Source organism: Aeromonas sp. EERV15 (assembly GCF_900079845.1).
Lineage (GTDB): Bacteria > Pseudomonadota > Gammaproteobacteria > Enterobacterales > Aeromonadaceae > Aeromonas > Aeromonas sobria.
Genome location: NZ_FKKY02000017.1, coordinates 72,614 through 96,669 on the forward strand (window position 1 = coordinate 72,614; position 24,056 = coordinate 96,669).

The following is a 24,056-nucleotide window of genomic DNA, read 5'->3' on the forward strand; positions in this document are numbered from 1 at the left end:
AGGAAAAGAGAATGCAAAAAGCCCGCTCAATTGAGCGGGCTTTTTAGAATTTGGTGCGTCCTAGTGGATTCGAACCACCGACCCCCACCATGTCAAGGTGATGCTCTAACCAACTGAGCTAAGGACGCAGGGTGCGCAATGCGACTTTTACTGCTTTGCCTTTTACCGCTTTGCAGGGGAGTGGTGGGTTTAATTGGATTCGAACCAACGACCCCTACCATGTCAAGGTAGTGCTCTAACCAACTGAGCTATAAACCCACATCTGGAATATCTGCAAAACGTTCAAACTGAATGGTGCGTCCTAGTGGATTCGAACCACCGACCCCCACCATGTCAAGGTGATGCTCTAACCAACTGAGCTAAGGACGCATAAACAGTGTTCTGTGATGGTGCGTCCTAGTGGATTCGAACCACCGACCCCCACCATGTCAAGGTGGTGCTCTAACCAACTGAGCTAAGGACGCATCACAGATAAAGTGGTGGGTTTAATTGGATTCGAACCAACGACCCCTACCATGTCAAGGTAGTGCTCTAACCAACTGAGCTATAAACCCACTCGATGAACCGAGCAAATGCCCGTTTCATATCACCAGCATTGCTGGTGTGGTCGGCATACTACCCATGCCCCCCAAGGCTGTCAACAGGCCATATGCACAAAGGAGACTGTTTGCCCAGTTCTTGCGCAGCCTGTTGATTTTGCAGGCGTGTTGTCGCTTGCCAAGCCCTGTTACTGGGCCCGTGACAGGGTTGTGCAGGCCTCCGGAGTGGCGAAGCGGCCATAGATATGGCGCAATCTCGCCCCCAGCATCAGGGCGGCACTGGTGAGGCCGACGATAAAGCCGATCCAGAAACCTTGTGGTCCCATTCGTGGTACCAGCCAGTCGGTCAGTCCCAGGATCATGCCGGTGGGCAGCCCCAGACCCCAGTAGGCGACGATGGTGACGTAGAAGACCGCCTGGGTATCCTTGTAACCGCGCAGTGCGGCAGCCGCAACCACCTGCACCGAGTCGGAGAGCTGGTAGATGGCTGCGAAGAACAGCAAGGTGGCCGCCAGGGTGATCACTTGTTGGTCATCGGTATAGATGCTGGCGATCTGCTCCCGTAGCAGCACGGTCACCGCCGCGGTGAGTGCCGCGACACTCACCCCCAGCAGCAGACCGGTGCGGGCCGCCACCCGGGCGTGATGGGGTTGACCTTCACCTATGCTGTGGCCGACCCGGATGGTGACCCCCACCCCGATAGAGAGCGGCAGCATAAACACCAGACTGGAAAAGTTCAGGGCAATCTGGTGGCTGGCCACGATTTCAGCGCCGAACGGTGCCAGCATCAGCGCCACCACGGCAAACAGGGTCACCTCGCAGAAGATCGCCATGGCGATGGGGAACCCCAAGCGAAACAGCCGCCAGATCCGGCTGCCATTGGGGCGAACCAGCTGGGAGAAGAGACGGATCTTGCTGAAGTGAGGGGAGAGTTTCACATAGAGGATCATCGCCAGCAGCATGGCCCACAGCACGAGGGCCGTCGCCACACCACAACCCACCCCGCCCAGTTTCGGCATGCCGAAGTGGCCGTGAATGAAGATGTAGTTGGCAGGAATATTGACCGCCAACCCGACAAAGCCGATCACCATGGTGGGCATGGTGTGGGAGAGCCCCTCGCTAAAGTTGCGCAGCACCTGGAACATCGCAAAGGCGGGCAGGCCCCACAGGATAGCGTGCAGATAACCCGTCGTTTTGGCCGCCATCACTGGGTCCACATTCATATGTGCCAACGCCAGCGGGCTGTAGTAGAGGGCGATCATCGCCAGCGGCGTCACCATCAAGGCGAGCCAGAAGCCCTGATGCACCGCCGGGCGGATCTCGTCTCGCTTACGGGCGCCATTGAGCTGGGAGACGATAGGCGTCAGCGCCATGATGATCCCCTGCACCAGCAAAATGATCGGTAACCAGAAGCTGGACGCCACGGAGACCGCTGCCAGATCCACTGCGCTGACCTGACCTGCCATCACGGTGTCGACGAAGTTCATGGCGACCTGAGCCACTTGAGCGACCAGAATGGGGCTGGCTAAACGAACGAGCTGCTTCGCCTCGGACCAATAACGTTGCACTGACACCTCCGAGTGGATCAGATTAGAGTAAAAAAAGAGCGGAAATCGGGAAGATCCTTTGCACGTTCGGACGAAGGTGCAAAGGGGGGGAGGCATTCTAGCCTGAAATTCATCCAGGACGAAATAGTTGCCGCCCCCGAGGGCAGGATCAGGCGTCTTCGTGATCGCTGATCAGCAGGTTGGCGGCGGCATAGGCGGCTTGTTCACGCAGATCTGCGGGCACCCGCTCGTCGGTGGCAACCGCATTGAGGGCGCGGATGGTGGCGGCAATGGCATTAGGAACATAGCCCTGCTCACCGGAACCAATCTGGTTATAGGCGATGCGGATCGCTTCGCAACATTGATATACCTGCATTTCTTTTTCCTTGTTAACCCTGATTTGAACGGCGTCACTATAGCGATCGGGCGCAAGCTTGTCAGCCTGTACCCTTGTCTCACCCTCTGCCCGAGGTTAACCTGCCCTTTTTGCTGTAGCAGGAGACGAGAGATGTTCACTGGCATAGTGCAGGGGACCGCCGAACTGGTGGCCATCGAGGAGCAATCCAACTTCCGTACCCATGTGATCCGCATGCCTAACCCGGCGTGGGGGGAAGGGTTGGCCCTGGGTGCCTCGGTTGCCCACAACGGCTGCTGCTTGACCGTCACCCGGGTCGAGGGGGATCTGGTCAGCTTCGATCTGATGCAGGAGACCCTGCGCCTCACCAACCTTGGCTTGTTGCAGGTGTGGGACAAGGTCAATGTGGAGCGGGCTGCCCGCTTTGGCGACGAGATCGGCGGGCACGCCATGTCCGGCCATATCATCGGCATGGCAGAGGTCACTTGTGTGATCGACACCCCCAACAACCGTCAGGTGTGGTATCGCCTTGCCCCCGCGCTGATGAAATATGTGCTGACCAAGGGATACATCGGTATTGATGGTATTAGTCTGACTATCGGCGAGGTGCGCGAGGGGGAGTTTTGCGTTCACCTGATCCCCGAGACCCTGGCCCGCACCAACCTCGGTTTGGTCAAGGCTGGCTGGCAGACCAATATCGAGATCGATCCCCGGACCCAGGCCATTGTCGATACGGTAGAACGGGTGTTGGCGGCCCGTGCAGACGCATAACGCTCACTGCGATTGCGGTTATCACGCAAACAACAAGGACCTGCACCATGCAGGCCCTTGTTGATTTTTAGGCTTGTTCCATTGCCCCTAACAGCCGCTCGGCGGGTTATGACTCACAACTAAAACAGTTGCTCGGCTGGTTATGACTCGCAACTAAAACAGTTGCTCGTCGTCGGCATCCACAAACAGTTGCAGGCAGTCGCGGACTTCGTCGCGGTGAAGCCGCAGGTGGATCGGATTACAACAGGCCATGCAATCCTCATAGAACTCTTGATCACCCTGGCTGGCATCCAGCTCGACACGGGTATGGTGGCCGCAGTGGGGGCAGACGATGCGCTTACTGGTGTACTCGATCATGATAACCTCCTCGGGCCCTGGGGCCGCTTATCTACCCTGATTCTAGTCGGGCTGAAGAGAGTTAACCGAGAGCAAACGCACGTTTATGACAGAGATCAAACCAGAGCGATGGCAAGGCCCAACCGGTTGGGCGGGTCGTTCGCGATAGGGGCCATCTGGTTGCGGAACTCGGGTGACAAGAGGGGGATTGCCAGCGGTTGTTTGGCAATAACAGGGGGCTGGATGCCCCCTGCGAGTAGGAGAAAGCGTACGCAACGGGGCGTCGGGAGGCGTTACTTGACCCAGCTGGCCAGTATTTCAGCATTGAGCTCGGCTAGCGAGCTGAGCTGGTAGTTGGCGATGGCAAGGCGTGGGTCGCCGACTAAAGCAGGATCCGGCACGATCAGTGCTGTCATGGAGGCCGCCTTGGCCGCCAGCAGACCGGTAAAGCTGTCTTCAATGGCCAGACATTGCACTGGTTCTACCCCCAGTTTCTCGGCCGCATGGATATAGACATCCGGATGCGGCTTGCCGAAACGCTCGATTTCCGCGGAGTGAACCGCCATAAAGCGATCGCGGATGCCGAGTTTGCCGAGCACCGCTTCTACCATGGCAAACGGGGAAGAGGTCGCCAGACCCACTTTCAGCCCGCGCGCCTCGATAAGATCGAGTGCCTCCAGCACGCCAGCCTTGGCTTGACCTTCACTCAGAATGAGGGCATTGACTCGATCCAGAATGCGCTGCACCACCTCTTCCTGAGTCGGGCCGCTCCACGGGCGCTGCCGATACCAGTGGGCGACCAGCTGATCGATGCGCACGCCTATGGTCGATTCACAGTCCTCGACCGTGTGGGGGTGACCCAGCTCTGAGAAGACGGCGATCTGGGCCTGTTGCCAACAGGGTTCCGAGTCGATCAGAACACCATCCATATCGAAGATCACGGCAGCTAACATCTTGTACTCCTGACAAATTTGAAGAGGGGATTATAAGCCTGACGGGCAAATGCAAAAGGGGCATTGCCATGCCCCTTGCGCCCGATCACATCGGCAAACGTTTGTTTTGCTGTGGCAAAAAAGCCCTTAGAAAACAACCTCTACCTTGGCGGCCACCGTTTTGGCGTGTGCCACCGCATCCGGACAATCCTGTGCGCGAGCCAGCGCCACGCCGAGACGACGGCGACCGGCGATCTCCGGTTTGCCAAACAGCCGCAGCTGGGCACCCGGTACCAGCGCCAATGCCTCGCCAATCCCCTGATAGCGGATATTCTGGCTGTGCCCTTCGCGCAGTACCACGGCGGAGGCGCTCGGCCCATACTGGGTGATGGTGCCGACCGGCAGCCCCAGAATGGCGCGCACGTGCAGGGCGAACTCGGAGAGATCCTGGGAGATCAGGGTCACCATGCCGGTATCGTGGGGACGCGGCGAGACTTCGCTGAACCACACTTCATCGCCTTTTATAAAGAGCTCGACTCCGAACAGGCCGTAACCACCGAGGGCCTCGACCACCTTGGCCGCTACCTCTTTGGAGCGGGCCAGCGCCAGCTCGCTCATCACCTGTGGCTGCCAGGATTCGCGGTAGTCGCCATCTTCCTGACGGTGGCCGATCGGCTCGCAGAAGTGAATGCCATCGACGGCGCGTACCGTGAGCAGGGTGATTTCGTACTCGAAGGGAACGAAGCCCTCGACGATCACCTTGCCACGGCCGGCGCGGCCACCCTCCTGGGCGTAGGTCCAGCTCTCATCCAGCTTGACGAGATCGCGCAGTACGCTCTGTCCCTTGCCGGACGAACTCATCACCGGTTTCACCACGCAGGGCAGGCCGATAGCCTCGACGGCGGCGACAAACTCCTCCTTGCTTTGGGCAAAGCGGTAGGGTGAGGTGGGCAGACCCAGGGTCTCGGCGGCGAGGCGGCGGATCCCTTCCCGGTTCATGGTGAGCTGGGTAGCGCGGGCGTTAGGCACTACCTTGACCCCTTCTTGCTCAAGGGCAGCCAGGGTATCGGTGGCAATCGCTTCAATCTCGGGGATGATGAGGTCGGGTTTAACCTCGGCAACCAGGGCACGCAGGGCGTTGCCATCGAGCATGTCCAGCACGTGGGCGGCATGGGCCACCTGCATGGCGGGGGCATTGGGGTAGCGGTCGGCGGCGATCACTTCGATGCCGAACCGTTGCAACTCGATGGCGACCTCCTTGCCAAGTTCGCCGGAGCCCAGCAGCAGGGCACGGGTGGCGCCGGGGCGGGTTGCGGTTCCAAACATACGATCTCTCCTGATGTCGATGGTCACTGTTGATGGCCGCTATTGCACAGGTGATTGCGGGAATAGCGGGCAAAAAAAGAGGCACGCATGGCGTACCTCAGGAAACGGGTTTGTGAGCGCGCTGCTCCAGATGGGTCAGCAAGGTAATGGCGCCGATGATGATGGCGGCGCCCAGCCACAGACGGCCAGGGGGCGCCCAGCCAAATACCAGCCAGCCCGCTAGCACGTTCATTGGCAGCTTGGCAAAATCGAAAGGCTGCACGAAGGAGGCCTCCGCCACGCTGTAGGCGCGAGCGATGGACATGTGCGCGAGTGCCGACAGAATGCCCGCTGCCGCCAGCAGCAGCCATTGTGGCTCGGTGGGCCACTGCCACTCTGGCAGCGCCAGCATGGCGTTGAACGGGGTACTGAAGATAAGCAGGTAGACCACGATAGTGTGGGATGATTCGTTGGCCGCCTGATAGCGTACCAGCAGGGAGTAGCCCGCCCAGAACAGCGCCGCCGCCACCGGCAGCAGGGAGGCCCAGCTGAAATCGTCAGCCCAGGGGGCGAGGATCAGCATGGCGCCGGCAAAGCCCGCCAGAGTGGCCAGAATACGGGCCCGGCTCACCTGCTCCTTGAGCAGCAGGGCGGAGCCCAGGGTGGCAAACAGCGGCGAGGTCATCAGCAGGGCGATCCCCTGCCAGATGGGAACGGGCACCGCCAGTGCCCACAGCCAGAGCTGGATGCCGATCACCGCCAGCAACACCCGCAGCAGGTGCAACCGGAACTGATTGGTCATCAGGGATTGGCGCAGGCCATGACGAACCAGCCAAGGCAACAGGCAGATCAGGGCGATCAGGTATTGATGGAAGGCGACCTGAGTAGAGGCAAGGCCGAGTGTGAAGCTGACATACTGGCTCAGGCTGTTGACGGCGGCGAAGCAGAGTCCTGCCACCATCATCCAGACTGCACCGGCCAGAGGAGAGTGCCTGCGTGAGGGTATCATGGGATCCGGGTCGCTGGAAAAAAGTGCGGCGGATCATAACGGCAATCGTTTGTTCTGCCAAGGGTTGAAGCGCGGTCGCGGGGCTGGCTGGCGAGGAAGTGGCCTTACATCAAAAATTTTGAATAAGTTGAGCATCTATTTTCGCTATCAGCAAATAAGCACAATGTTTAGAGTGACCTCCATCGACAGCCAAGCTGTTCAACCGACAATCAAATGGAGTTTCACCATGGCCAATATCCTCGTACTCAAATCCAGCATCCTGGGTCAATATTCCCAATCCAACGTCCTGATCGACGGCTTCCTTGCCCAGCATCAGAGCGATACCGTGACCGTGCGGGATCTGGCCGCCCTCAACCTGCCGGTGCTGGATGGCGAGCTGGCCTCCGGTCTGCGCGGTGGTGACAACCTCAATGCGCGCCAGCTGGCGGTGATCGCCCAGTCCGACGAGCTGATCGCCGAACTCAAAGCGAGCGACCTGGTGGTGATTGCGGCCCCCATGTACAACTTCAATATCCCGACCCAGCTGAAAAACTGGATCGATCTGGTGGCTCGCGCTGGCGTTACTTTTCGCTATACCGAAACCGGTCCGGTCGGTCTGGTAGAGAACACCCGCGCCCTGGTGATAAGCCCCCGCGGCGGCATGCACGTCGGCAGCGCCACCGATCTGGTGACACCTTACATGCGTACCGTGCTCGGTTTCATCGGCATCAAAGAGGTGGATTTCATCTACGCCGAGGGGATGGGGATGGGTCCGGATGCCCAGAGCAAGGGGATGGAAGCGGCCAAGGCGCAGCTGGAAACCCTGGCTATCTAAGGGTTCTCTATCGAGCCAAGGGCTTTCTCTTCAAGGGGTTGCCCCGCCAGATACCACAACGCAGCCTTCAGGCTGCGTTTGTTTTTTGGCTCGACGTTATTGCGGCAGACGTTACTGCTATAGACGTTACCGCTATAGAGAGTATCGCGGTAAGCGGGCCATACAGCAGCGTTGGCGAGTCACTACTCCATCATAAAGCGCCGACAACCGCGCACCAGCAACAGCGCCACCGCGACCAGCAGGCCAAGCAAGAGGGTGGTCAGCCACTGTTCGGTACTTTGCGGCAACTGGGGGGTGAAGAGACTGATCATCAACAGGGCGCAGAGCGTGATCAACAGGCTCTGGCGGGTCATCAATATCATGGGGTCATCCTTGCGTTGTTCACCTGAAATCAATCTAGCGCCCTCTTGTGACAGAGTGATGTATCCGTACATCACCTCTTGTTCGGGGCTTGTCAGACCATATCAGTTTTTTACCGCAGAGCCAGCGCCATGGTTGGCGCTGTGATCCCGATCCCGCAACCTGCCCTTATCTGAACTGTTTCTGCGCTGGTTGGTAGTGAAAATCGCCACTGGCGAGCCGTGCTTCCAGCGCAGCCTGATCGATCTCCTGCGCCTTGCAGAGATCATCCAGATCGTCATAGCGATCACGCAGCTGCATATTGACCAGGCTCAGCAGCATGTTGACGTCCATGGTGGCGAATTTTTTCAAATCCATGATTACTTCTCCCGATCCAGCGATTGAAGCTGCTCGATGGCAGCGCTGACGCTGTGCAGATGCTGGCGGATCGCCTCGCGGGATTCGCTTGGCAGATAGTCGGTCAGGGTATGTTGCCAGCTACCGGCTTCGCTTTTGAGCTGCAGGAAGAGGGCGAGGCCGGCGTTGGTGAGGGAGACCAGACTGATGCGTTTGTCCTGCGCGCTGCTCTCGGTGAAGATGATCCCTTTTTCGACCAGCCGGCGGATCTCGCGGGAGATCCGCACCTTGTCCATGCCGCTCGCCTCGACCAGCTCTTTCTGGCTGATGGGGTAGTTGGGGCCAAGCACCATCATCAGGCGCCACTGCGGTACGGTCAGCTGGTAACGCTGTTCATAAAACTGTTCGAAGGTATCCCGTAGCATCTCGGCGGCATGAACCAACTGATAGGGCGGGTAGTGAGCGAGTAACGCTATGATTTTTGACATATTACACCCTGCTGTGACGGCTGCATCAGATGCAGTTTCTTTTGATACTTTGACATTGATGATACGAAACTCAAGCTGATTTGTCTGACCCGGTTGCGATGAAATGTGCGGTGGCGCACGCCCTCAAGGAAAAACCGGGTCTGACCGGCGGGTTTTTAAGCCATCACTGTTCAGCCTTTGCGCAACCAAATCAGGGCACTCTGGGTGAGCCAGGCCTCGCGGGTGTGCAAGGCATAAAGCGCGGCCTCGTCGCGGCTGCCCGCTTGCCAGCTTTCGGGATCCTGTTTGGGTAGCTTGCGTTGGCCCAGCAGGCAGGCTGGAATGTGTGGATTAGCCTCGATGGCTGCCAGCAGATGGGGCTTGGCGGCCTCGGCTCCTTCGGTGGCAAAGACCATCAGCGCCTTGTTGTAGAGCAGCCAGCTGGAGGCTTCATCGAAGCGTACCAGCAGGGCGGCCAGTGCCAGCCAATCCCCTTGTAATGCGTAAAGGGAGGATAGGTTGTAGCGACAGCCCAGCTCATCGGCCACACAAAGGGCCAGCAGATCCAGATACTCCGCTTTGGCTTCACCCAGCTTGCCAAGGCGCAGCAGGCAGTCGGCGCGTCCGGCGCGGGCGGCCAACAGAGGGCGCAGCTCGGGGGCACTCCAGCCGTGGCCAGCATTCTGCTGCCAGAAGGCCTGGTCAAACAGCGGGGTGGCATCGGCGATGATCTTCTCGAACCAGCCAAGGCGGGCCTGATGATCGCGGCAACGGTCGGCCAGTTCGAACCATTGCTGCCACTGCTGGGCCTGCTCGCTGCTCATCGCCACACTGGTGCTGGGGGCTGGCTGATATTGGTCGATATTAAGTAACTGATTAAGCGTGGTTTTCATATTTTGACGCTGGCGTTTGCAAAACTCGACAAAGGGGAGCTCGCTGGCGGCAGCGCTATAGAGCATCTGGGCCATGGGTTTATCACGAAACAGACAGAGCTCGGCGGCCAGGCTGAATCGGTATTGGGTAGTCAGGTCGTTCAAATCCTTCGGCTTGGGCCAGGTGGCAAACCCCTGGCTGAAACCGTAGCACCACTGACCGAGGGGATGGCTTTGCTCAAACACCTGCTCCGGGTTGTCGCTGGGCAGGCGGCATTGGCTCGGCAGGGCCAGCTGGGCGTCATCAGCCTGAGCTTCCAGTTCGGCAATCAGGTGGCGCAGCGCCTCGGCACTTTTTTCATCCAGCTCGGCATCCTGTTCCAGCAGGCCCATCAGCGGATGTTGCCAGTCAGGGCTATGTGGCCCCACCAGACGGGCACAAAGAAAACCGTGCAGGGCCGGGTAGGTCATGTCCTGATCGCTATGGCTCTGGATCCATTGATTAAGCTGGCGGGTGCGAGTGGATGGGGTCATCGACAGTTCCTCTGAATTTGAACAGCCGCGAAGTCTACCTAAAAATGGGGTTATTTACAGTAAATGGGCACCTGGTTGGCGATTTAGTCACCACAAATGGCTGGCGTCGCGACGAAAAGGAGTGGATGCAGTGGCTGGGGGACTAGGCCAGATCACCGCTCTTGAGGTAACATGCGCGCCCATAGGGGCCATGTTCAATTGGTCCATCCGGGTAATGAAAAAAGAGAGCTCCATGATGCAGATTGGCAAGATGAACACCCTCACCGTCGTTGAACTTGAAGACCGTGGTGCCTGGCTGGCAGCCGGTGAGTACGGTGAACTGCTGCTGCCTAAACGCCAATTGCCAGAAGGGATCAAAGCAGAGGATACCGTACAGGTATTTCTCTATCTGGATGCCGATTGTGAACCTGTGATCACCACTGACAAGCCGTTTGCCATGGTGGACGAATTTGCTGGCCTGAAGGTGGTCAATGCCAACAAGATCGGCGCTTTCCTCGACTGGGGCATGAAAAAGGATCTGTTCGTGCCAAGCCGCGAGCAGAACAAACCGATGCAGGTGGGGCATGTCTATCTGGTGCGTCTGCAGCTTGATAACGAAGGGCGCATGGTGGGCACCAGCCGTATCGAGCGCTTTTTGACCCCTGCGGATCACTCGTTCAAGGTCGGTGACGAAGTGAGCGCGCTGCCGGGCGAGCATTCGCCTCTGGGCATCAAGGTGATCGTCAACGGTCAATATCCCGGCATGCTGTTCAAGAATGAAGTGTTTGGCCGGGTGATGACAGGTCGGCCGCAAACCGCTTGGGTCAAGCAGGTGCGCGAAGATGGCAAGCTGGATCTGACACTGCAAAAGCCGGGTCTGGCGCGGTTGGATGATGCTGGCGAGCGTATTCTGATCCGGATGAAAAAGCAGGGCGGCAGTCTGGCGGTGGGTGACAAGAGCGAGCCAGAACTCATCTACAAGCTGCTTGGCATCAGCAAGGGCACCTTCAAGAAGGCGATCGGCGGCCTCTACAAGCAGGGCAAGATTGTCATCGAAGATAACGCCATTACCCTCACCGACGCAGGTGCAGCGCAAGCAGGCGAACAGGCTCAGGACAGCGAATAAGATGCCAAGCCCCTGTGTTGGCCTCTGCAAGGCGAAGGATGGGCTTTGCCTTGGTTGTGGCCGCACCCTGACCGAGATCGGCCACTGGTCGGCAATGGATAGCAAGGCCCAGTTGGCAGTGATGGCAGAGCTGGATGGGTCAAAAAGCACCCATGTGTGCCCTGGCTGTGGCGAACCGGCGTTTTGCGCCGTCTCTGCCGGTCAGAGTATCGAACAGTGCTGGTGCAGTCATTTGTCAGCCCTGCCGATCAACGATGCCAGCACCTGCTGGTGCCGCCACTGTCTGGCCAAGGCTATTGCCTCTCAGACCTGAGCGGGAGAGGGCAATCTGAAACGAGAAAGGCGCCCGGGGCGCCTTTCTTATGGTTGCTGCTGGCGATGCCAGCGCACATGCACCTCATCTTCGGTTTGCAGCCGGGGCAGCAGGAAGGTGGCGAAGATCACCTCAAACTCATCCTGATGATCCAGCAAACCAACCCACACTTCGACCCAGCGCTCCATATCGACCGGCTCACCGAGATCTGCTGACCAGTCGGCATTGGGCAGGGTCGCTTCCACGGCGCCACGCTGCTCAAACTCCAGGGTGATATCGACTATTTGCTCAGGGGCCAGCATATCGGCGGCCTGCTCCAGAAACAGATCATAGGCCCATTCGACCAGCTGATCCGGGGTACGTTGTTCCATGAAATCACTCCAGATACATCGGGGTGCGCTACTGTAGCAATTATTGGCGATGGCAGCCAGACCAGTGCGTCAGCCTGTCAAAGTCGCTGTGGTCGGCGTATGGTTACTACTCGGTTCAGCGAAGGGGGCGAGGGGATGAAACAGCGGGTGCGGCGGCAGCAGATCAAACGGCGCAGGGAGACCTGGTGGTGGCACTATCTGCCACTCCACAGAGGGATGGTGGGAGGGCATTTGGGCCCACCAGGACGATCCGATGAGTCTGACGATTAATCGGCCTGATGCACCCGATTGAGGGTGATCTGGCCCAGTTGCCCCATCTGGCGACGGATCCAGACCGAGCGCTTCTGCACATAGGGTGAAGGGGGCTTGATCCGATAGCGCCACGGATTGGGTAGTACCGCCGCCAGCAGCGATGATTCGTAACGGGTCAACCGGCTGGCCGGTTTGCCAAAATAGGTGCGGGCGGCGGCTTCGGCGCCATAGATGCCGGGGCCGAACTCCACGATATTGAGATAGACCTCCAGAATACGGGCCTTGTCCCAGCCCAGCTCCATCAACAGGGTAAACCAGGCCTCCAGCCCCTTGCGCAGGAAGCTGCGATCACTCCACATAAAGAGATTTTTTGCCGTTTGCTGGCTGAGGGTGCTGGCACCGCGTACCCGTTCGCTGCGCTGGTTATGTTTGAATGCGGCGCTGATGGCATTCATATCAAAGCCGTTATGGTCGGCAAAACGCTGATCTTCTGCGGCGATCACCGCCAGCTGCAGCTCTTTGGATATGGACGCCAGATCGACCCACTCATGGCGAACCTGGGTGATTTTGGCGGGCGGAAACATTGCCCGCTCGATGCGCCAGCTCCACATCGGTGGATCGATAAAGCGCAGCAAGGCGACCGAACCGACCGAGCAGAGCAGCCCGGTCAGCGCGATTTTTCCTGCCCACCTCAGCACCCGACGGCCAAGCGATGCAGATGCACGCACGGGGGCCACGGCGTCAGGGTCTGACCCCCACTGATAGTGGCTTGGATCATCAGGATCCGGAATTATTGGGGTAGCCATTCGATGTGGCAGAACTTTTCATCAACACGGCGGGAGAGCAGCATGCGGGCAAACAGGTGCTCGTACTCTTGTTCTTCATTGCCAAGGCCGATCCAGATCTCGGCATAGTCGGTGTCGCTCACCGCAAAACCCACGTCCGCTTCCCAGTCATCTGCCGGGTCGGTTTCAGCCAGCAGGCCGTGATCGTTGAACCCCTGATTAAAACGGGCGATCTCCTGCTCAGGCAGATTATCGGAGGCCAGCTCCATAAAAAGTTCGAGAGCGGTATCGAGCAGCTCTTCGACGCTGTGCATTTCGTCATTCAAAGACATAAGCGGTCGGTTCCAAAAAAGAGAAGAAGGTGCCTGCACTGACCCATGCCAGTGAGGGGCGGCGCTATTCTAGCGATCACTGGCCACCTTGGCGAGACGAGGTGAATCTCTGTGGCAGTTTGAGCAAATAAAAAACCGGATCCTGGTTAAGGATCCGGTCTTTATTGGGGAACTGGGTTACGCATAGGGCGTCAGCTTATCCCTTTTTGTCATCAGCGAAGGTGATGTTGAGCTCCAGCACTGACAGCTCATCACTCTTCTGATCCAGTTGGACGGTGATCTTCTCCGGATCAATGTTGACGTATTTACGAATGACATCAAGGATGTCCTGCTTGAGCTGGGGCAGGTAATCCGGCCCCCCTCTGGATGAACGCTCGTGAGCAACAATGATCTGCAACCGCTCTTTGGCCATCTGTGCGGTATTCGGTTTCTTGCTGGAACGAAAATAATCCAATAATGACATGATTAACTCCCGAACAGTCGGCTAAAGAAGCCCTTCTTTTCTTCTTCCAGAAAACGAAATTCCTTGGCATCACCCAGCAAACGGGAAACCGCATCTTCGTATGCTTTGCCTGCGTCAGATTCCTTGTCCAGGATGACAGGTTCGCCAGAGTTGGAGGCCCGCAGTACAGCCTGGGACTCGGGGATCACCCCAAGTAACGGGATCGCCAGGATCTCCTGCACATCCTGCACGCTCAGCATATCACCACGGTTAACGCGGGTCGGGCAGTAGCGGGTCAGCAGCAGGTGCTCCTTGATGGGATCCTCGCCACGTTCGGCGCGACGGGACTTGGAGGCCAGGATGCCAAGGATACGGTCCGAGTCACGCACGGAAGAGACTTCCGGGTTGGTGGTAACGATTGCCTCATCGGCAAAATAGAGCGCCATCAGCGCGCCCGCCTCGATCCCAGCCGGGGAGTCGCAGACGATGTAATCGAACTTCATCTCCGCCAGTTGATCCAGGATCTTCTCGACCCCCTCACGGGTGAGGGCATCTTTGTCCCGGGTCTGGGAGGCGGGCAGGATAAACAGATTTTCCGAGCGTTTGTCCTTGATCAGCGCCTGATTGAGGTTTGCTTCCCCGTTGATGACATTGACAAAGTCATACACCACGCGCCGTTCGCAGCCCATGATGAGATCCAGATTTCTCAGGCCTATGTCAAAATCAATGACCACAGTCTTGTGACCGCGCTGGGCTAAACCGGTGCTCAGGGCCGCACTGGTTGTGGTCTTGCCAACGCCACCTTTACCCGATGTAACGACTATGATTCGCGCCATTCTCGCTTCCTTGTAACTCTATTTGATACGGTCTATTCGGAGTTGTTCGTTGTCCAGCCGGACGTGTACCGGTTGCTGGATCAGGCCTGCTGGCAGTGCATCGCTCAACTGGAACGTGCCTGCGATGGAAAGCAGCTCGGCCTGTAATTGCTGGCAATAGATCCGGGCCTGGGCGTTGCCCCGGGCACCGGCAATGGCTCTGCCACGCAGGGTGCCATAAATATGAATGCTGTCATCGGCGAGCACTTCCGCGCCCGGACTGACGGAGCCGAGCACCACCAGCGAGCTGCCAGCAGCATAAATCTGCTGGCCGGAACGCACCGGCCCCACATGCACCTTGGTCGGGATGACGGGGGCAGGCTCTGGCTCGGGTATTACCACGGGGGCAGCCGGTGCCAGTGTCGGTTCGGATTCGCTGCTGCGACTTTTTCCCGAGGCCATGACTGCCAGCCCAACCGCCTTGGCGGCGGTCTTCATCTCTTCACTGCGCGCCCCTGTGATACCGACCAGCACAAACTCCTCAGACTCCACCAGCTCCTTGAGCTGTTCAAAATCAGGGATCTGTTCCAGCCGGGAAACATTGATCACCAGTGGCGCACAATTAAAAAAGTAGGGTGCCTGAGCCACTTTTTCGGCCAACAACTGACGGATCCGCTCAGGCTCGCCATCGCTGATATGCAACACAGAAATAGTGAAGGTGGTCCCTTTCAATTCGTTATCGCGATCAACCATGAATCTTCCCCGAGGCAGAGATGCTAATCCGTTATTGTTATTCAATTCCTGATGTTATAGTTTGCCCCCATCAGAGGCAATAAACTCGTCGGATTATATCAACTTCCATGTTATGTGCAGTCTATAAAAGTCGCAAAAAAGCCGAGACCTACCTTTTTGTTGAAAGAAGAGAGGATTTCTCCCGCGTTCCAGAACCATTATTGACCGCATTCGGGCGTCCCGAGCTGGTCTTGATGAGCAAGTTGGACCCGAGTAAACCCTTGGGTATGGCCGATGTCAGCAAGGTGATGACCGCACTGACCACTCAGGGGTTCTACCTGCAGGTGCCACCCCCTCCCGAGAATTTGCTGGAACAGCATAAATCCCATTTGAAAAAGTCATTCTGATAAATTATCTCCACTGCGCAGAGAACAGTGCCGTGGGTTTAATTTTTTAAGGTATGCCAGGCGCTCTTTCAGCAATATTGGGGGGCCTGATAATCAATGTCTGCCAGCCCAGATGAACAATGTTTCCCACTTTGCCGATCCTGTGGCTGTTTTTTAAAATCAGCCTCAATTTATCCTGCTCCGATAACCACATCCCTTTGTCTCTCTACCCTCTGAGTGAGAGTGCGGGATGAGAGTGCGTAAATGAAATGGATTGTTAGCGGTCAGGCGTCGCTGGTTGTTTTGGCATCACCTCCTTTAATCCACATATTGCGGTTTCGCTTCTCGCCTTTTTATGCCGCAACTCTTTTATGTCGCAACTTTGCCGGGAGCTGGGTAATTGCGAGATGCCAACTTGGAAGCACTCGGTTTAACTGACAACGCTCGGCGGGTCAACTGAGCGGGCATTTTCAAGGAAGTTTGATCCCATCGCCCGTTATCCCCCCATCATTTTCGCCGTCTGGATCGCCTCGATCAGCGCGGCCCGGTTGATGCGGGGTCGCTCGCCATCGAGCAGTTGCTGCCACAGCGCAATGGCCTGGCTGTAGCGGCCATGCAGAAAGTGATCGGAGGCGAGCAGCATCAGGGCGCTCACTTCCCCCGTGTCCTGCTTGAGGGCACTCTCCAGCAGGCGTGTTGCTTCGGGAGTAAGTCGCTGGCCCGCCTGATAGTAGCGCACGGTGGCTTGCGCGGCCTGTGTTGCCGCGCTGGCCCCCCCTTCCAGCAGGGCTAGACGTTGATAGGCGAACAGGGCGTTGTCGTACTCGTTCCGATAGAGATAGAGCTGACCGAGCGCCGCCCAGCTGTCGAGATCGGCGGGGCTGCGCTGCAAGGTTTGATGCAGACTCCCCAGCTCCTTGTCCTGCAGATCCCGCGTGCTCAACCCGGCCAGCGGGTCGGGACGGGATGCATGAGCCTGCCATGCCTGATAGCGGCCGGTGCTCAGATACACAGCGGCAACGGCCGCGAATGCCATGATGCCAAGCAGCAACAAGGCCCGCCCGTGCCGATGATGGCGGCCGCGATTGTCATGCTGGTTGGCCAGTTGCGCGCGCAGGGCCAGCTCAGCCGCCGGGATGGCGTTGGCCAGGCGGGCGGCGCTCAGCTCCCTATAGAGCGGCTCTGCGGGGGAGAGGCTGGCCTGCTCCCCGTGCATGATCAGCTGATTCAATTCGCTGCGCGGATCGGCGGCGGGTTGATGGCGCGGCTCAACGATGGCCTTAACGACAGGGATGGTCTGCGCTTTCGTGTGTGTCAGGCGGCGAAACAGGGTCAACAGCGCCAGCCCCAACAGCAGCAGGGGGCCGCCCCACAGCAGCGCCGTGCTGCTCTTGAAGGGGGGAGCGTAGCGGACGAAATCGCCGAAGCGCTCCGTCATACGGGCAATCACCTGCTCGTCGCTCTGCCCCTCATCTACCCAGCGATAGACTTCGAGCCGCAGATCCCGGGCGATGGGGGAGTTGGACTCCACCAGATTCTGGTTCTGACACTGTGGGCAGCGCAGGGCGCGAGCCAGATCTTGCGCCCGGTTTTGCAACTCGGGGTGGCGAAACTGATAGGTATCGACCCCGCTGGCAAATGCAGTTGCACTCAGCAGCATGCCGAGGGCCAGCAGGGCGCAGGCAAGAGAACGACACATCATGGCAGTGTCTCCCGAGCTGATGTTGCAATAGACGTCGCAATAGATGGTGCAATAGCTGGTGCAGTCGTGGCGGCCTTTATCTGCGTGTCTGCTCGAGCCTTGTCCAGCAGCGGTGCAAACTGGCGTAGCCAGATCTCTTTGGTGAGCGCGCCGGTATGGCGGGCGAGCAGGGCACCATCGGCATCAAACAGATAGGTTTCCGGCGTGCCGTAGACGCCGAGCTCAAGGGCCAGTTTGCCGTCAGGGTCGGCCAGTACGGCGCGATAGGGGTTGCCCGCCTGGATAAGCCAGGCGCGGGCGGTATCCCCCTTGTCCCGGTAGTTGAGACCGTAGAGGGGCACTGTGCCCGCCAGCTCGCTGAGCAACGGATGCTCGGCGCGGCAGTTGACGCACCAGCTGGCCCAGACGTTAAGCACAAAGGGCTCACCTTTGAGGCTGGCGGTCTGGATCCGACGCCCATCCAGCAGATTGTCGCTCTGCCACGCAGGCAGGGTACGTCCGAGCGTTGCCTCATCCTGGCTGTAGGGATTGTTGCCAAGGCCGAGCCAGAGCAGGATGCCGAGGCTCAGGGTCAGCAGCAGTGGAAGAAAGAGGCGCAGGCGGGATCTCATAACGCCTCCTGTTCGAGCCGGGGATGGGAGGCGCTAACCGCAACGGGGCGGGAGGCAAGCAAGGGGCGACGGGCGAGCAGTCGCAGGGTGCCGCCCGCTATCATCAGCAGGCCACCGAGCCAGATCCAGCGCACCAGCGGCTTGTAGTGCAGCCGCATGGCATAGGCATCTGGCCCCATCTTCTCACCCAGCACCACGTAGAGATCGCCAAACAGTCCCCACGCGATGCCGGGTTCGTTCATGTTCATGGTGCGCACGCTGTAGTTGCGCCGCTCGGGGGCGAGCCTGGCGACCTCTTTACCTTCTTTGTGCACGCTCAGGGTGATCCGTTCGGCGGTATAGTTGGGGCCGATCACCGGCTCGCTCCCCTCATAGCGAAACTCGAAGGCGCCGAGCCGATAGGGCTGGCCTGCGGCGAGGACGGCGCCCCCCTCCTGACTGTGGTGACTCACCTGCGCGATGCCTAGGGCACACACCGCAACCCCGAGATGGGCCAGCAGGCTACCGAACCGATTGAGGGTGAGCTCGCGTAGCGACGTCGGTTGCAAGAGCGGGAGCAGCAGGCTGGCCATCAGCCAGAGGCTCAGCACGTTGGCCGCAAGCCCCAGCCAGCCTCCCCGCAGCGGCTCGGGATAGGCGAGGCTCAGCAAGGTGCTCCCCAGCAGGCCGAACAGGCATGGGAGCAGCACCTTGATGCGGCGCTGGGCTGCCAGATGCTGCCAGCGCAGGCGCGGCAGCTGGGTCATCAGCCCCATCAGGCAGAGGGCCAGCGGCACGAAGATGGTATTGAAATAGGGGGCCCCCACCGAGAGCGAGCCCAGATGGAGTGACTGGAACACCATGGGGTAGAAGGTGCCGAGCAACACGCTGGCGCAGGCCACGCAAAGCAGCAGGATGGCGGTGCCGAGCAGCCCCTCTTTCGACCAGAAACCGAAGCGGGCATAGGGGGCGCGAATGTCCGCCCGCAGGGCAAACAGGGTGAGGGCGCAGGTCAATAACAAGCCGAGCAGCAACAAGAGGGTGAGGCCACGGCTGGGGTCCACCGCAAAGGCGTGCACCGAAGTGAGCACCCCGGAGCGCACCACGAAGGTACCGAGCAGGCTCAGCGAAAAGGTAAAGATGGAGAGCAGCAGCACGGCGTGACCGTAAGCGCCGCGCTTCTCGCACACCACCAGGGCGTGCAGCAGGGCTGTGCCGAGCAGCCAAGGCAAGAGGGAGGCATTTTCCACCGGATCCCAGAACCACCAGCCACCCCAGCCGAGCTCGTAATAGGCCCACCAGGAGCCCAGCACGATGCCGGCGGTGAGAAACACCCAGGAGCCGAGCGCCCAGGGGCGACTCCAGTGGGCCACGGCGCCATCCAGTCTACCCGAATGGAGCGCAGCCATGGCGAAGGCGAAGTTGACCGCAAAGCCGACGTAGCCGAGATAGAGCAGGGGCGGGTGGATGATCAGGCCGATATCCTGCAGCATGGGGTTGAGATCGCGCCCCTCCAGTGGCCCCGGGAATTGGCGGTCAAACGGGCTGGAGAAGATCAGGGTATAGAGACCGAACAGCCCGACGATCAGCCCCATGATGGCCAATACCCGGGTGCGGATGAGCGGATCGACCCGCTGGGAGCAAAGAGCCACCAGGGCTCCCCACAGCCCCAGCGCAAAGACGAAGAACAGCATGGAGCCCTCGTGGCCGCCCCACACGGCCGCCAGCTTGAAGCCAAGCGGCAGGGCGCTGTTGGCGTGCTGGGCCACATAGCTGACGGTGAAATCATCCTGGGCAAAGCAGCTGGCGAGCAGCAGCAGGGCTGCGCCCAGCAGGATGGCATTGCTCAGCGCCAGCGGCGTGGCGCAGCGCAGCAGAGTCGGGGAGACGAGGCGCAATCCCAGCCAGGGCAAGGTGCCCTGCAGCAGCGAGAGTACCGCTGCTAGTAGCAGTGAGAGATAGCCAAGCTCTGCCAGCACAAAACCTCCAGTCAATCATTCGTCTATGTTATGCCGCAGTGTCTGCACCGTACCGGCGCTGGGGGATAACATCCACACTCCTGCAACAACGAATCGCAAAAACTCATCGCCACAAATAAGCGCCAGTCACCCGGAGGCGGCTGGCGCTGGTGATCATACCTTTAAACTACTGTCATCTGGCCGGCATAAAGCACGAAGTAGCGCAGCAGCAGGATCCCCACCAGGGTCAGGCTGCAGACCAGCACCAGATAGCCGTTTTTGGCCCGCAGCGGTGCGGGAGCCAACAGAGCCAGTAGCTGGGGCAGCAGCATGCCGATCCCCACCACGCCGACCCAGAACACCTGAGCCCAGAAGCCGCTGCCGATGGCCGCCCACATCGCCACCTCTTTCTGGCCGCCACCAAAGTAGAGGCCGGTAAAGAAGCAGACCAGCAGCAGCACCTCCACCGCCAGCAGCGGCCGCTCGAAGCGATGCACGAAGCTCACCCCCTGGCTGTGGTGGTTTTCTTTGAACAGGGTGACCGCCAGCAAGATGGTAGAGGCGATACCTGAGCTGATGCCCGAGACCAGAAACAGCACCGGCAACACCGGGTTGTTCAACAGTGGATAGGTCTTGAGCGCCGAGAGCAGAAAGCCGGTGTAGGCCCCCAGCAGCACGGCGAGCAGCAGCAACAGCGGTGCCAGCAGCCGCTCGATGTGGGCGAGCCAGCCAATCAGCCCATCCACAAAAGCGAACTTCTCTTTCAGCAGGTGACTACGTAATGTCTCGATCTCGGCCCGAAACACTACCGCCAGCCAGGCGAACAGCACCGCCATATAGAGCTGAAACAGCATGACCCCCATCGACATCACGGAGTCGAACTGGTAGTGGAACATCAGCTTCCAGAAGGTCCAGGGGCGGGCCAGATGGAAGATAAGGATGAGCAGCCCCAATATCACGCTCGTCGGCGCCAGAATGGCGGTCGCCTTGATGATGCCGCTCTCGCTGCCGGCCCCCTTGCGGCGCAGTAGCACCGAGAGGGTGGTGGCCCCGGCGGAGATGCCGAGCAGAAAGAGATAGATAGCGATGGGCCAGTCCCAGACAAGGGAAGGGAAGTGAAATGCGTCATGCCACATGGTCATTCCCTCCCTCTGTTTCGGCCGGGGGAGATGGTGATGGGGCAAATCCCCACACGAGGGAGGGGAAGTGAAACGCCTCTTGCATCGTCATGACTTTATCTCCCCTTTGGGCACGCGGTACATCTTGGGCGAGGTGCCGAGCGCCTGCTTGTAGCGATAGATGGTCTCCTTCACCAGCCGTTTGGCGATGGGGCTGTTGGGGTCATCCAGATTGCCGAACACCAGCGCCTTGGTGGGGCAGGAGGCCACGCAGGCCGGCTCCTTGCCCGCCGCCAGGTTGGTCTTGCGGCAAAAATCGCACTTGTCCGCCACCCGGGTGACCGGGTTGATGAAGCGCACCTGATAGGGGCAGGCGGCGAGGCAATACATGCAGCCGACGCAGAGATCTGCGTCCACATCGACGATGCCATCCTCCTTGCGGATATGGGAGGCACCGGTCGGGCAGACGTGCACACAGGGAGCGTTGTCGCAGTGCTGGCAGGACTTGCGAAAGAAGCGGTACTCGGCATCGGGGAATTCACCGATAGGGCCGGAGCGGATGATCTCGAGCCGCGAGACCCCTTCCGGCACCTGGTTCACCTCCCGGCAGGCATCCATGCAGGCGGTGCAGCCGATGCAGGCCGTCTCATCGTGGATCATGCCATAGCGTATCCCGTCGATGGTCTGGCTGTGGGCGAGGGGGGTGGCAAGGGAGCGGGTGTTGGCACGAGCAGTCCCCGTCATCATGATAAGGGCCCCCGCGCCCATGCCCGCCATAAAGTCACGGCGAGAGCAGCTCATGAGGCCTCCTTGCCGGTAGCCGGTTTGGACTGCTCCTGCCGGGCCTTGCTGGCCTCATGCTGCTTGCTGTGGCAGTCGACGCAGAGCTTGATGCGGGATTTTTCCGGGATCCCCACCATGGGCTCTTTGGCCGGATGCAGCTGGTGGCAGCTGGTGCAGGTGAGCTTGGTGGCGTGCACGTCGTGGGCCCAGAGCGCCTCGCGAAGCACTTTGGGCTCGTGGCAGCTCATGCAAACCCCGTTCTGCTCGCTGATGGGGTAGAGCTTGATGCTCTCTTTATCCTTCAGGCTGTGGCTGAAGCGCATCACATCCTTGACCCCTTCCCTGTGCTGGGGGGAGGGCTGGCCGTGGCAGTTGGTGCAGGTGACCGGTTTAAGGTTGTTGGGATTGGTCGCCTGACCATGCCTGCCGTGCATCCCCTCGCTCTGCTCCTTGTGACAGTCGGTGCAGGCCTTGTCGGGATTGCGTAAAAACGCCACCTTGTGTGTGGCTGAGACAGGTGTGGCTGAGACAGCTGTGGTCGGAACAGGGGCGGCAGCCGGTTCGGCGGCCTGACCCTGCAGGCTGGTCAGCAGCATGGCTGCCATCAGCATCAGTCGTAAGAAATCCATCGTTAAATCACCCATAGGAAGCCTCCATCCGCTGCGAGCCCGACTTGGGGCCGGGCCCGCAGGCGCCATTACTGTGCCAGCCGTCCGGCCGCTTTGGCCTCGGCATCCCAGGCTGGAACTGTGGTCTTGAGGAACTGGGCCTTGTCGCTGTTGAACTGCTTCATGTCCATACCAAGGGCGGCTTGCGCTTTCTCCTTGGTGGAGATGTCGGGGATGGCGATTTCGTGGCTGATCCCCTTGCTGGCCAACAGGCGCGCCAGTTTGGTGCGGGCGTCAGCGGCTTTATCCAGCGCGCCACCAAGTACCTTGAGGGCCACTTCGGGGGCATGCATCTGCACCCCGTGGGAGGCGATGGCGTAGTCCCAGCGCCACTGGGCGTGACGGATGTCCTGCAGAATATCCTTCATCTCTGCCTCGGTGGCGCCGGCATCCCAGGCCGCCTTGGCTTCAAAGTGGGCGTGTACCAGCTGCTTCTCGACCTTCAGCTTGGTCTCGATCACCGCCTCTTTGCGCTGCTTGACGATCCCTTGCAGCATCTCCTTGCTCTGGGTGTGGCAGTTGCGGCAGGTCTGATCGAAGCGATCGAAGGGGTTGCCCACCTTGTGATCGGTGTAGACCTTGCCCTGTTCGTTCTGCACTTTGGGCATGTGACAGTCGACACAGGCGACGTTGTTCTGGCCGTGAATGCCGGCGCGCCAGGTTTCGTACTCGGGGTGCTGGGCTTTGAGCATGGGGGTCCTGGAAAGGGCATGAGTCCAGTCGGCGAAACCGATCTCGTCGTAATACTCTTCCATCTGCTCAACCGTGGTGCCCTTGTCCCAGGGGAATTTCACCGCCTTGGTGGGGCCGCTGAAGTAGTACTCCACGTGGCACTGACCGCACACCTGGGACTGCTGATCGAAGCGTCCCTGTTCCTTGAACGGTTTGCCGATGGCGGTCATGGCCCGATCGGCATAGGGACGGGAGAGGTGCAGGGCCGGTTTGCCCTCCTTGAACTCCTTCGAGGCGGTGTCGTGGCAGTCGGCGCAGCCGATGGTGTTGACAATCTCCGGCCCACCTTTTGCCCACATCCCCTTGAAGTAGCCATCCTCGCCTTTTTCGTCGATAACGCGGGCCACATCTGGGCCTTTGCAGCTCCAGCAGGCCATCGGCAGCGGGCCATCTTCGGCAGTCTTGGGGGCGCCGGTGCGCAGGGTTTCGCGCACGTCGGTCAGGGCATAGAAGTGACCGCGCGGCTTGTTGTAATCCTTGGAAAAGGGGTAACCCCCCCACAGCACCACCATGTTGGGATCTTCCGCCAGCGCATCGGTGCGCTCCTTGCTTTCGCTGGTGGCCTGCCAGCTGGTGAACTGATCGGCGTGATCCTTGGCGAACAGTTCGCTGCGTGCCTCTATCTTGCCCTTGGATGTTGCCTCATCAGCCAGTGCCCAGCCGCTGGCGCCAAGCCAGCTGGTCAGCAGCAGGGCGGCGAGCCCCAGTTTGGTATGCCTGTGTTGTGAACCCACGTGTATCACTCCCAGATAAATGTTTTTTTGTCCGGTCTGACCCGATCCATCTTGTCGTGTG

General features: G+C 59.5%; 28 protein-coding genes and 5 tRNA genes. 5 read left to right on the plus strand and 28 right to left on the minus strand.

What is annotated here, in order from left to right; translation table 11 throughout:
• Window positions 1-51: 51 nt before the first annotated feature.
• The 7 genes from BN4575_RS15215 to BN4575_RS15245 form a co-directional block, all read right to left on the minus strand.
• Window positions 52-128 (minus strand) — tRNA-Val (locus BN4575_RS15215).
• A 53-nt stretch (window positions 129-181) separates the two neighbouring features.
• Window positions 182-258: transfer RNA gene (locus tag BN4575_RS15220), tRNA-Val, on the minus strand.
• 34 nt (window positions 259-292) lie between these two features.
• Window positions 293-369 (minus strand) — tRNA-Val (locus BN4575_RS15225).
• An 18-nt stretch (window positions 370-387) separates the two neighbouring features.
• A tRNA-Val gene (locus BN4575_RS15230) sits at window positions 388-464 on the minus strand.
• 13 nt (window positions 465-477) lie between these two features.
• A tRNA-Val gene (locus BN4575_RS15235) sits at window positions 478-554 on the minus strand.
• Between the two features lie 173 nt (window positions 555-727).
• Window positions 728-2,107: an MATE family efflux transporter gene (locus tag BN4575_RS15240; RefSeq protein WP_068978824.1), complete on the minus strand. Its 1,380-nt coding sequence runs from the start codon at window positions 2,105-2,107 to the stop codon at window positions 728-730.
• A gap of 148 nt (window positions 2,108-2,255) precedes the next feature.
• Window positions 2,256-2,462, minus strand: coding sequence for a YaeP family protein (locus BN4575_RS15245; RefSeq protein ID WP_068978825.1), 207 nt, complete (start codon window positions 2,460-2,462; stop codon window positions 2,256-2,258).
• A gap of 132 nt (window positions 2,463-2,594) precedes the next feature.
• On the opposite strand from BN4575_RS15245, the gene BN4575_RS15250 reads away from it, so the two are divergent.
• Complete coding sequence (locus BN4575_RS15250) at window positions 2,595-3,212, plus strand: riboflavin synthase (RefSeq protein ID WP_068978826.1); 618 nt, start codon at window positions 2,595-2,597, stop codon at window positions 3,210-3,212.
• A 153-nt stretch (window positions 3,213-3,365) separates the two neighbouring features.
• On the opposite strand, the gene BN4575_RS15255 is transcribed toward BN4575_RS15250, so the two are convergent.
• The 4 genes from BN4575_RS15255 to BN4575_RS15270 form a co-directional block, all read right to left on the minus strand.
• Entirely contained in the window at window positions 3,366-3,569 is a 204-nt protein-coding gene (locus BN4575_RS15255) for a CPXCG motif-containing cysteine-rich protein (protein WP_042023780.1), read from the minus strand.
• Window positions 3,570-3,841: 272 nt separating this feature from the next.
• On the minus strand, window positions 3,842-4,501 hold the full coding sequence (gene hxpB, locus BN4575_RS15260; RefSeq protein WP_068978827.1) for a hexitol phosphatase HxpB: 660 nt from the start codon (window positions 4,499-4,501) through the stop codon (window positions 3,842-3,844).
• Between the two features lie 126 nt (window positions 4,502-4,627).
• Window positions 4,628-5,806: a formate-dependent phosphoribosylglycinamide formyltransferase gene (purT, locus tag BN4575_RS15265; RefSeq protein WP_068978828.1), complete on the minus strand. Its 1,179-nt coding sequence runs from the start codon at window positions 5,804-5,806 to the stop codon at window positions 4,628-4,630.
• A gap of 97 nt (window positions 5,807-5,903) precedes the next feature.
• Window positions 5,904-6,794, minus strand: a complete 891-nt coding sequence (locus BN4575_RS15270) for a DMT family transporter (RefSeq protein WP_042037346.1) — start codon at window positions 6,792-6,794, stop codon at window positions 5,904-5,906.
• Between the two features lie 226 nt (window positions 6,795-7,020).
• Here BN4575_RS15270 and BN4575_RS15275 point away from each other — a divergent pair, with 226 nt between their 5' ends.
• Window positions 7,021-7,608 (plus strand): FMN-dependent NADH-azoreductase, encoded by a 588-nt coding sequence (locus BN4575_RS15275; RefSeq protein WP_068978829.1) that lies wholly within the window; start codon window positions 7,021-7,023, stop codon window positions 7,606-7,608.
• Between the two features lie 182 nt (window positions 7,609-7,790).
• Here BN4575_RS15275 and BN4575_RS15280 read toward each other — a convergent pair whose 3' ends face one another.
• The 4 genes from BN4575_RS15280 to BN4575_RS15295 all read right to left on the minus strand — a co-directional run bounded on the left by BN4575_RS15280 (window position 7,791) and on the right by BN4575_RS15295 (window position 10,177).
• A complete protein-coding gene (locus tag BN4575_RS15280) occupies window positions 7,791-7,970 on the minus strand; it encodes a hypothetical protein (protein WP_042023767.1) in 180 nt (59 codons plus the stop codon).
• A 166-nt stretch (window positions 7,971-8,136) separates the two neighbouring features.
• Window positions 8,137-8,325 (minus strand): DUF4250 domain-containing protein, encoded by a 189-nt coding sequence (locus tag BN4575_RS15285; RefSeq protein WP_068978830.1) that lies wholly within the window; start codon window positions 8,323-8,325, stop codon window positions 8,137-8,139.
• Window positions 8,326-8,327: 2 nt separating this feature from the next.
• Window positions 8,328-8,792 carry a MarR family winged helix-turn-helix transcriptional regulator gene (locus tag BN4575_RS15290; RefSeq protein ID WP_042023762.1) on the minus strand — a complete coding sequence of 155 codons (465 nt, stop codon included), beginning with the start codon at window positions 8,790-8,792 and terminating at the stop codon, window positions 8,328-8,330.
• Window positions 8,793-8,962: 170 nt separating this feature from the next.
• Complete coding sequence (locus BN4575_RS15295; RefSeq protein WP_068978831.1) at window positions 8,963-10,177, minus strand: UPF0149 family protein; 1,215 nt, start codon at window positions 10,175-10,177, stop codon at window positions 8,963-8,965.
• Window positions 10,178-10,391: 214 nt separating this feature from the next.
• On the opposite strand from BN4575_RS15295, the gene BN4575_RS15300 reads away from it, so the two are divergent.
• Together BN4575_RS15300 and BN4575_RS15305 are read left to right on the plus strand one after the other, a co-directional pair.
• Window positions 10,392-11,282, plus strand: a complete 891-nt coding sequence (locus tag BN4575_RS15300) for a CvfB family protein (protein ID WP_068978832.1) — start codon at window positions 10,392-10,394, stop codon at window positions 11,280-11,282.
• A gap of 1 nt (window position 11,283) precedes the next feature.
• Entirely contained in the window at window positions 11,284-11,595 is a 312-nt protein-coding gene (locus BN4575_RS15305; protein WP_068978833.1) for a DUF1289 domain-containing protein, read from the plus strand.
• 47 nt (window positions 11,596-11,642) lie between these two features.
• Here BN4575_RS15305 and BN4575_RS15310 read toward each other — a convergent pair whose 3' ends face one another.
• From BN4575_RS15310 to minC, 6 genes are all read right to left on the minus strand, one after another.
• On the minus strand, window positions 11,643-11,966 hold the full coding sequence (locus BN4575_RS15310; protein ID WP_042023751.1) for an HI1450 family dsDNA-mimic protein: 324 nt from the start codon (window positions 11,964-11,966) through the stop codon (window positions 11,643-11,645).
• 266 nt (window positions 11,967-12,232) lie between these two features.
• The gene (mtgA, locus tag BN4575_RS15315; RefSeq protein ID WP_068978834.1) at window positions 12,233-13,024 is read right to left on the minus strand and encodes a monofunctional biosynthetic peptidoglycan transglycosylase; all 792 of its coding nucleotides are present in this window, start codon (window positions 13,022-13,024) and stop codon (window positions 12,233-12,235) included.
• Window positions 13,009-13,335, minus strand: a complete 327-nt coding sequence (locus BN4575_RS15320) for an HI1450 family dsDNA-mimic protein (RefSeq protein WP_068978835.1) — start codon at window positions 13,333-13,335, stop codon at window positions 13,009-13,011. The genes mtgA and BN4575_RS15320 overlap by 16 nt, the downstream gene beginning before the upstream one ends.
• Before the next feature lie 196 nt (window positions 13,336-13,531).
• On the minus strand, window positions 13,532-13,798 hold the full coding sequence (gene minE / locus BN4575_RS15325; protein ID WP_042023747.1) for a cell division topological specificity factor MinE: 267 nt from the start codon (window positions 13,796-13,798) through the stop codon (window positions 13,532-13,534).
• Between the two features lie 2 nt (window positions 13,799-13,800).
• On the minus strand, window positions 13,801-14,613 hold the full coding sequence (minD, locus tag BN4575_RS15330; protein WP_042023745.1) for a septum site-determining protein MinD: 813 nt from the start codon (window positions 14,611-14,613) through the stop codon (window positions 13,801-13,803).
• 18 nt (window positions 14,614-14,631) lie between these two features.
• Entirely contained in the window at window positions 14,632-15,345 is a 714-nt protein-coding gene (gene minC / locus BN4575_RS15335; protein ID WP_068978836.1) for a septum site-determining protein MinC, read from the minus strand.
• Window positions 15,346-15,452: 107 nt separating this feature from the next.
• Between minC and BN4575_RS15340 the strand changes: the two genes are divergently transcribed.
• Window positions 15,453-15,731 carry a YcgL domain-containing protein gene (locus tag BN4575_RS15340; protein ID WP_042023742.1) on the plus strand — a complete coding sequence of 93 codons (279 nt, stop codon included), beginning with the start codon at window positions 15,453-15,455 and terminating at the stop codon, window positions 15,729-15,731.
• Between the two features lie 475 nt (window positions 15,732-16,206).
• Here the strand turns inward: BN4575_RS15340 and nrfF are convergent, their stop codons facing one another.
• The 7 genes from nrfF to nrfA form a co-directional block, all read right to left on the minus strand.
• Window positions 16,207-17,412 carry a heme lyase NrfEFG subunit NrfF gene (gene nrfF, locus BN4575_RS15345; protein WP_068978837.1) on the minus strand — a complete coding sequence of 402 codons (1,206 nt, stop codon included), beginning with the start codon at window positions 17,410-17,412 and terminating at the stop codon, window positions 16,207-16,209.
• The gene (locus BN4575_RS15350) at window positions 17,409-18,023 is read right to left on the minus strand and encodes a DsbE family thiol:disulfide interchange protein (RefSeq protein ID WP_068978838.1); all 615 of its coding nucleotides are present in this window, start codon (window positions 18,021-18,023) and stop codon (window positions 17,409-17,411) included. Before BN4575_RS15350 ends, nrfF begins: the two co-directional genes overlap by 4 nt.
• Complete coding sequence (gene nrfE, locus BN4575_RS15355; protein WP_068978839.1) at window positions 18,020-19,981, minus strand: heme lyase NrfEFG subunit NrfE; 1,962 nt, start codon at window positions 19,979-19,981, stop codon at window positions 18,020-18,022. The genes BN4575_RS15350 and nrfE overlap by 4 nt, the downstream gene beginning before the upstream one ends.
• A 161-nt stretch (window positions 19,982-20,142) precedes the next feature.
• The gene (nrfD, locus tag BN4575_RS15360) at window positions 20,143-21,096 is read right to left on the minus strand and encodes a cytochrome c nitrite reductase subunit NrfD (RefSeq protein ID WP_068978848.1); all 954 of its coding nucleotides are present in this window, start codon (window positions 21,094-21,096) and stop codon (window positions 20,143-20,145) included.
• A 90-nt stretch (window positions 21,097-21,186) separates the two neighbouring features.
• Window positions 21,187-21,879 (minus strand): cytochrome c nitrite reductase Fe-S protein, encoded by a 693-nt coding sequence (gene nrfC / locus BN4575_RS15365; RefSeq protein ID WP_068978840.1) that lies wholly within the window; start codon window positions 21,877-21,879, stop codon window positions 21,187-21,189.
• Window positions 21,876-22,505, minus strand: a complete 630-nt coding sequence (nrfB, locus tag BN4575_RS15370; RefSeq protein ID WP_068978841.1) for a cytochrome c nitrite reductase pentaheme subunit — start codon at window positions 22,503-22,505, stop codon at window positions 21,876-21,878. The genes nrfC and nrfB overlap by 4 nt, the downstream gene beginning before the upstream one ends.
• Window positions 22,506-22,558: 53 nt before the next feature.
• Window positions 22,559-24,001 carry an ammonia-forming nitrite reductase cytochrome c552 subunit gene (gene nrfA / locus BN4575_RS15375; protein WP_068978849.1) on the minus strand — a complete coding sequence of 481 codons (1,443 nt, stop codon included), beginning with the start codon at window positions 23,999-24,001 and terminating at the stop codon, window positions 22,559-22,561.
• Between the last annotated feature and the right edge of the window lie 55 nt (window positions 24,002-24,056).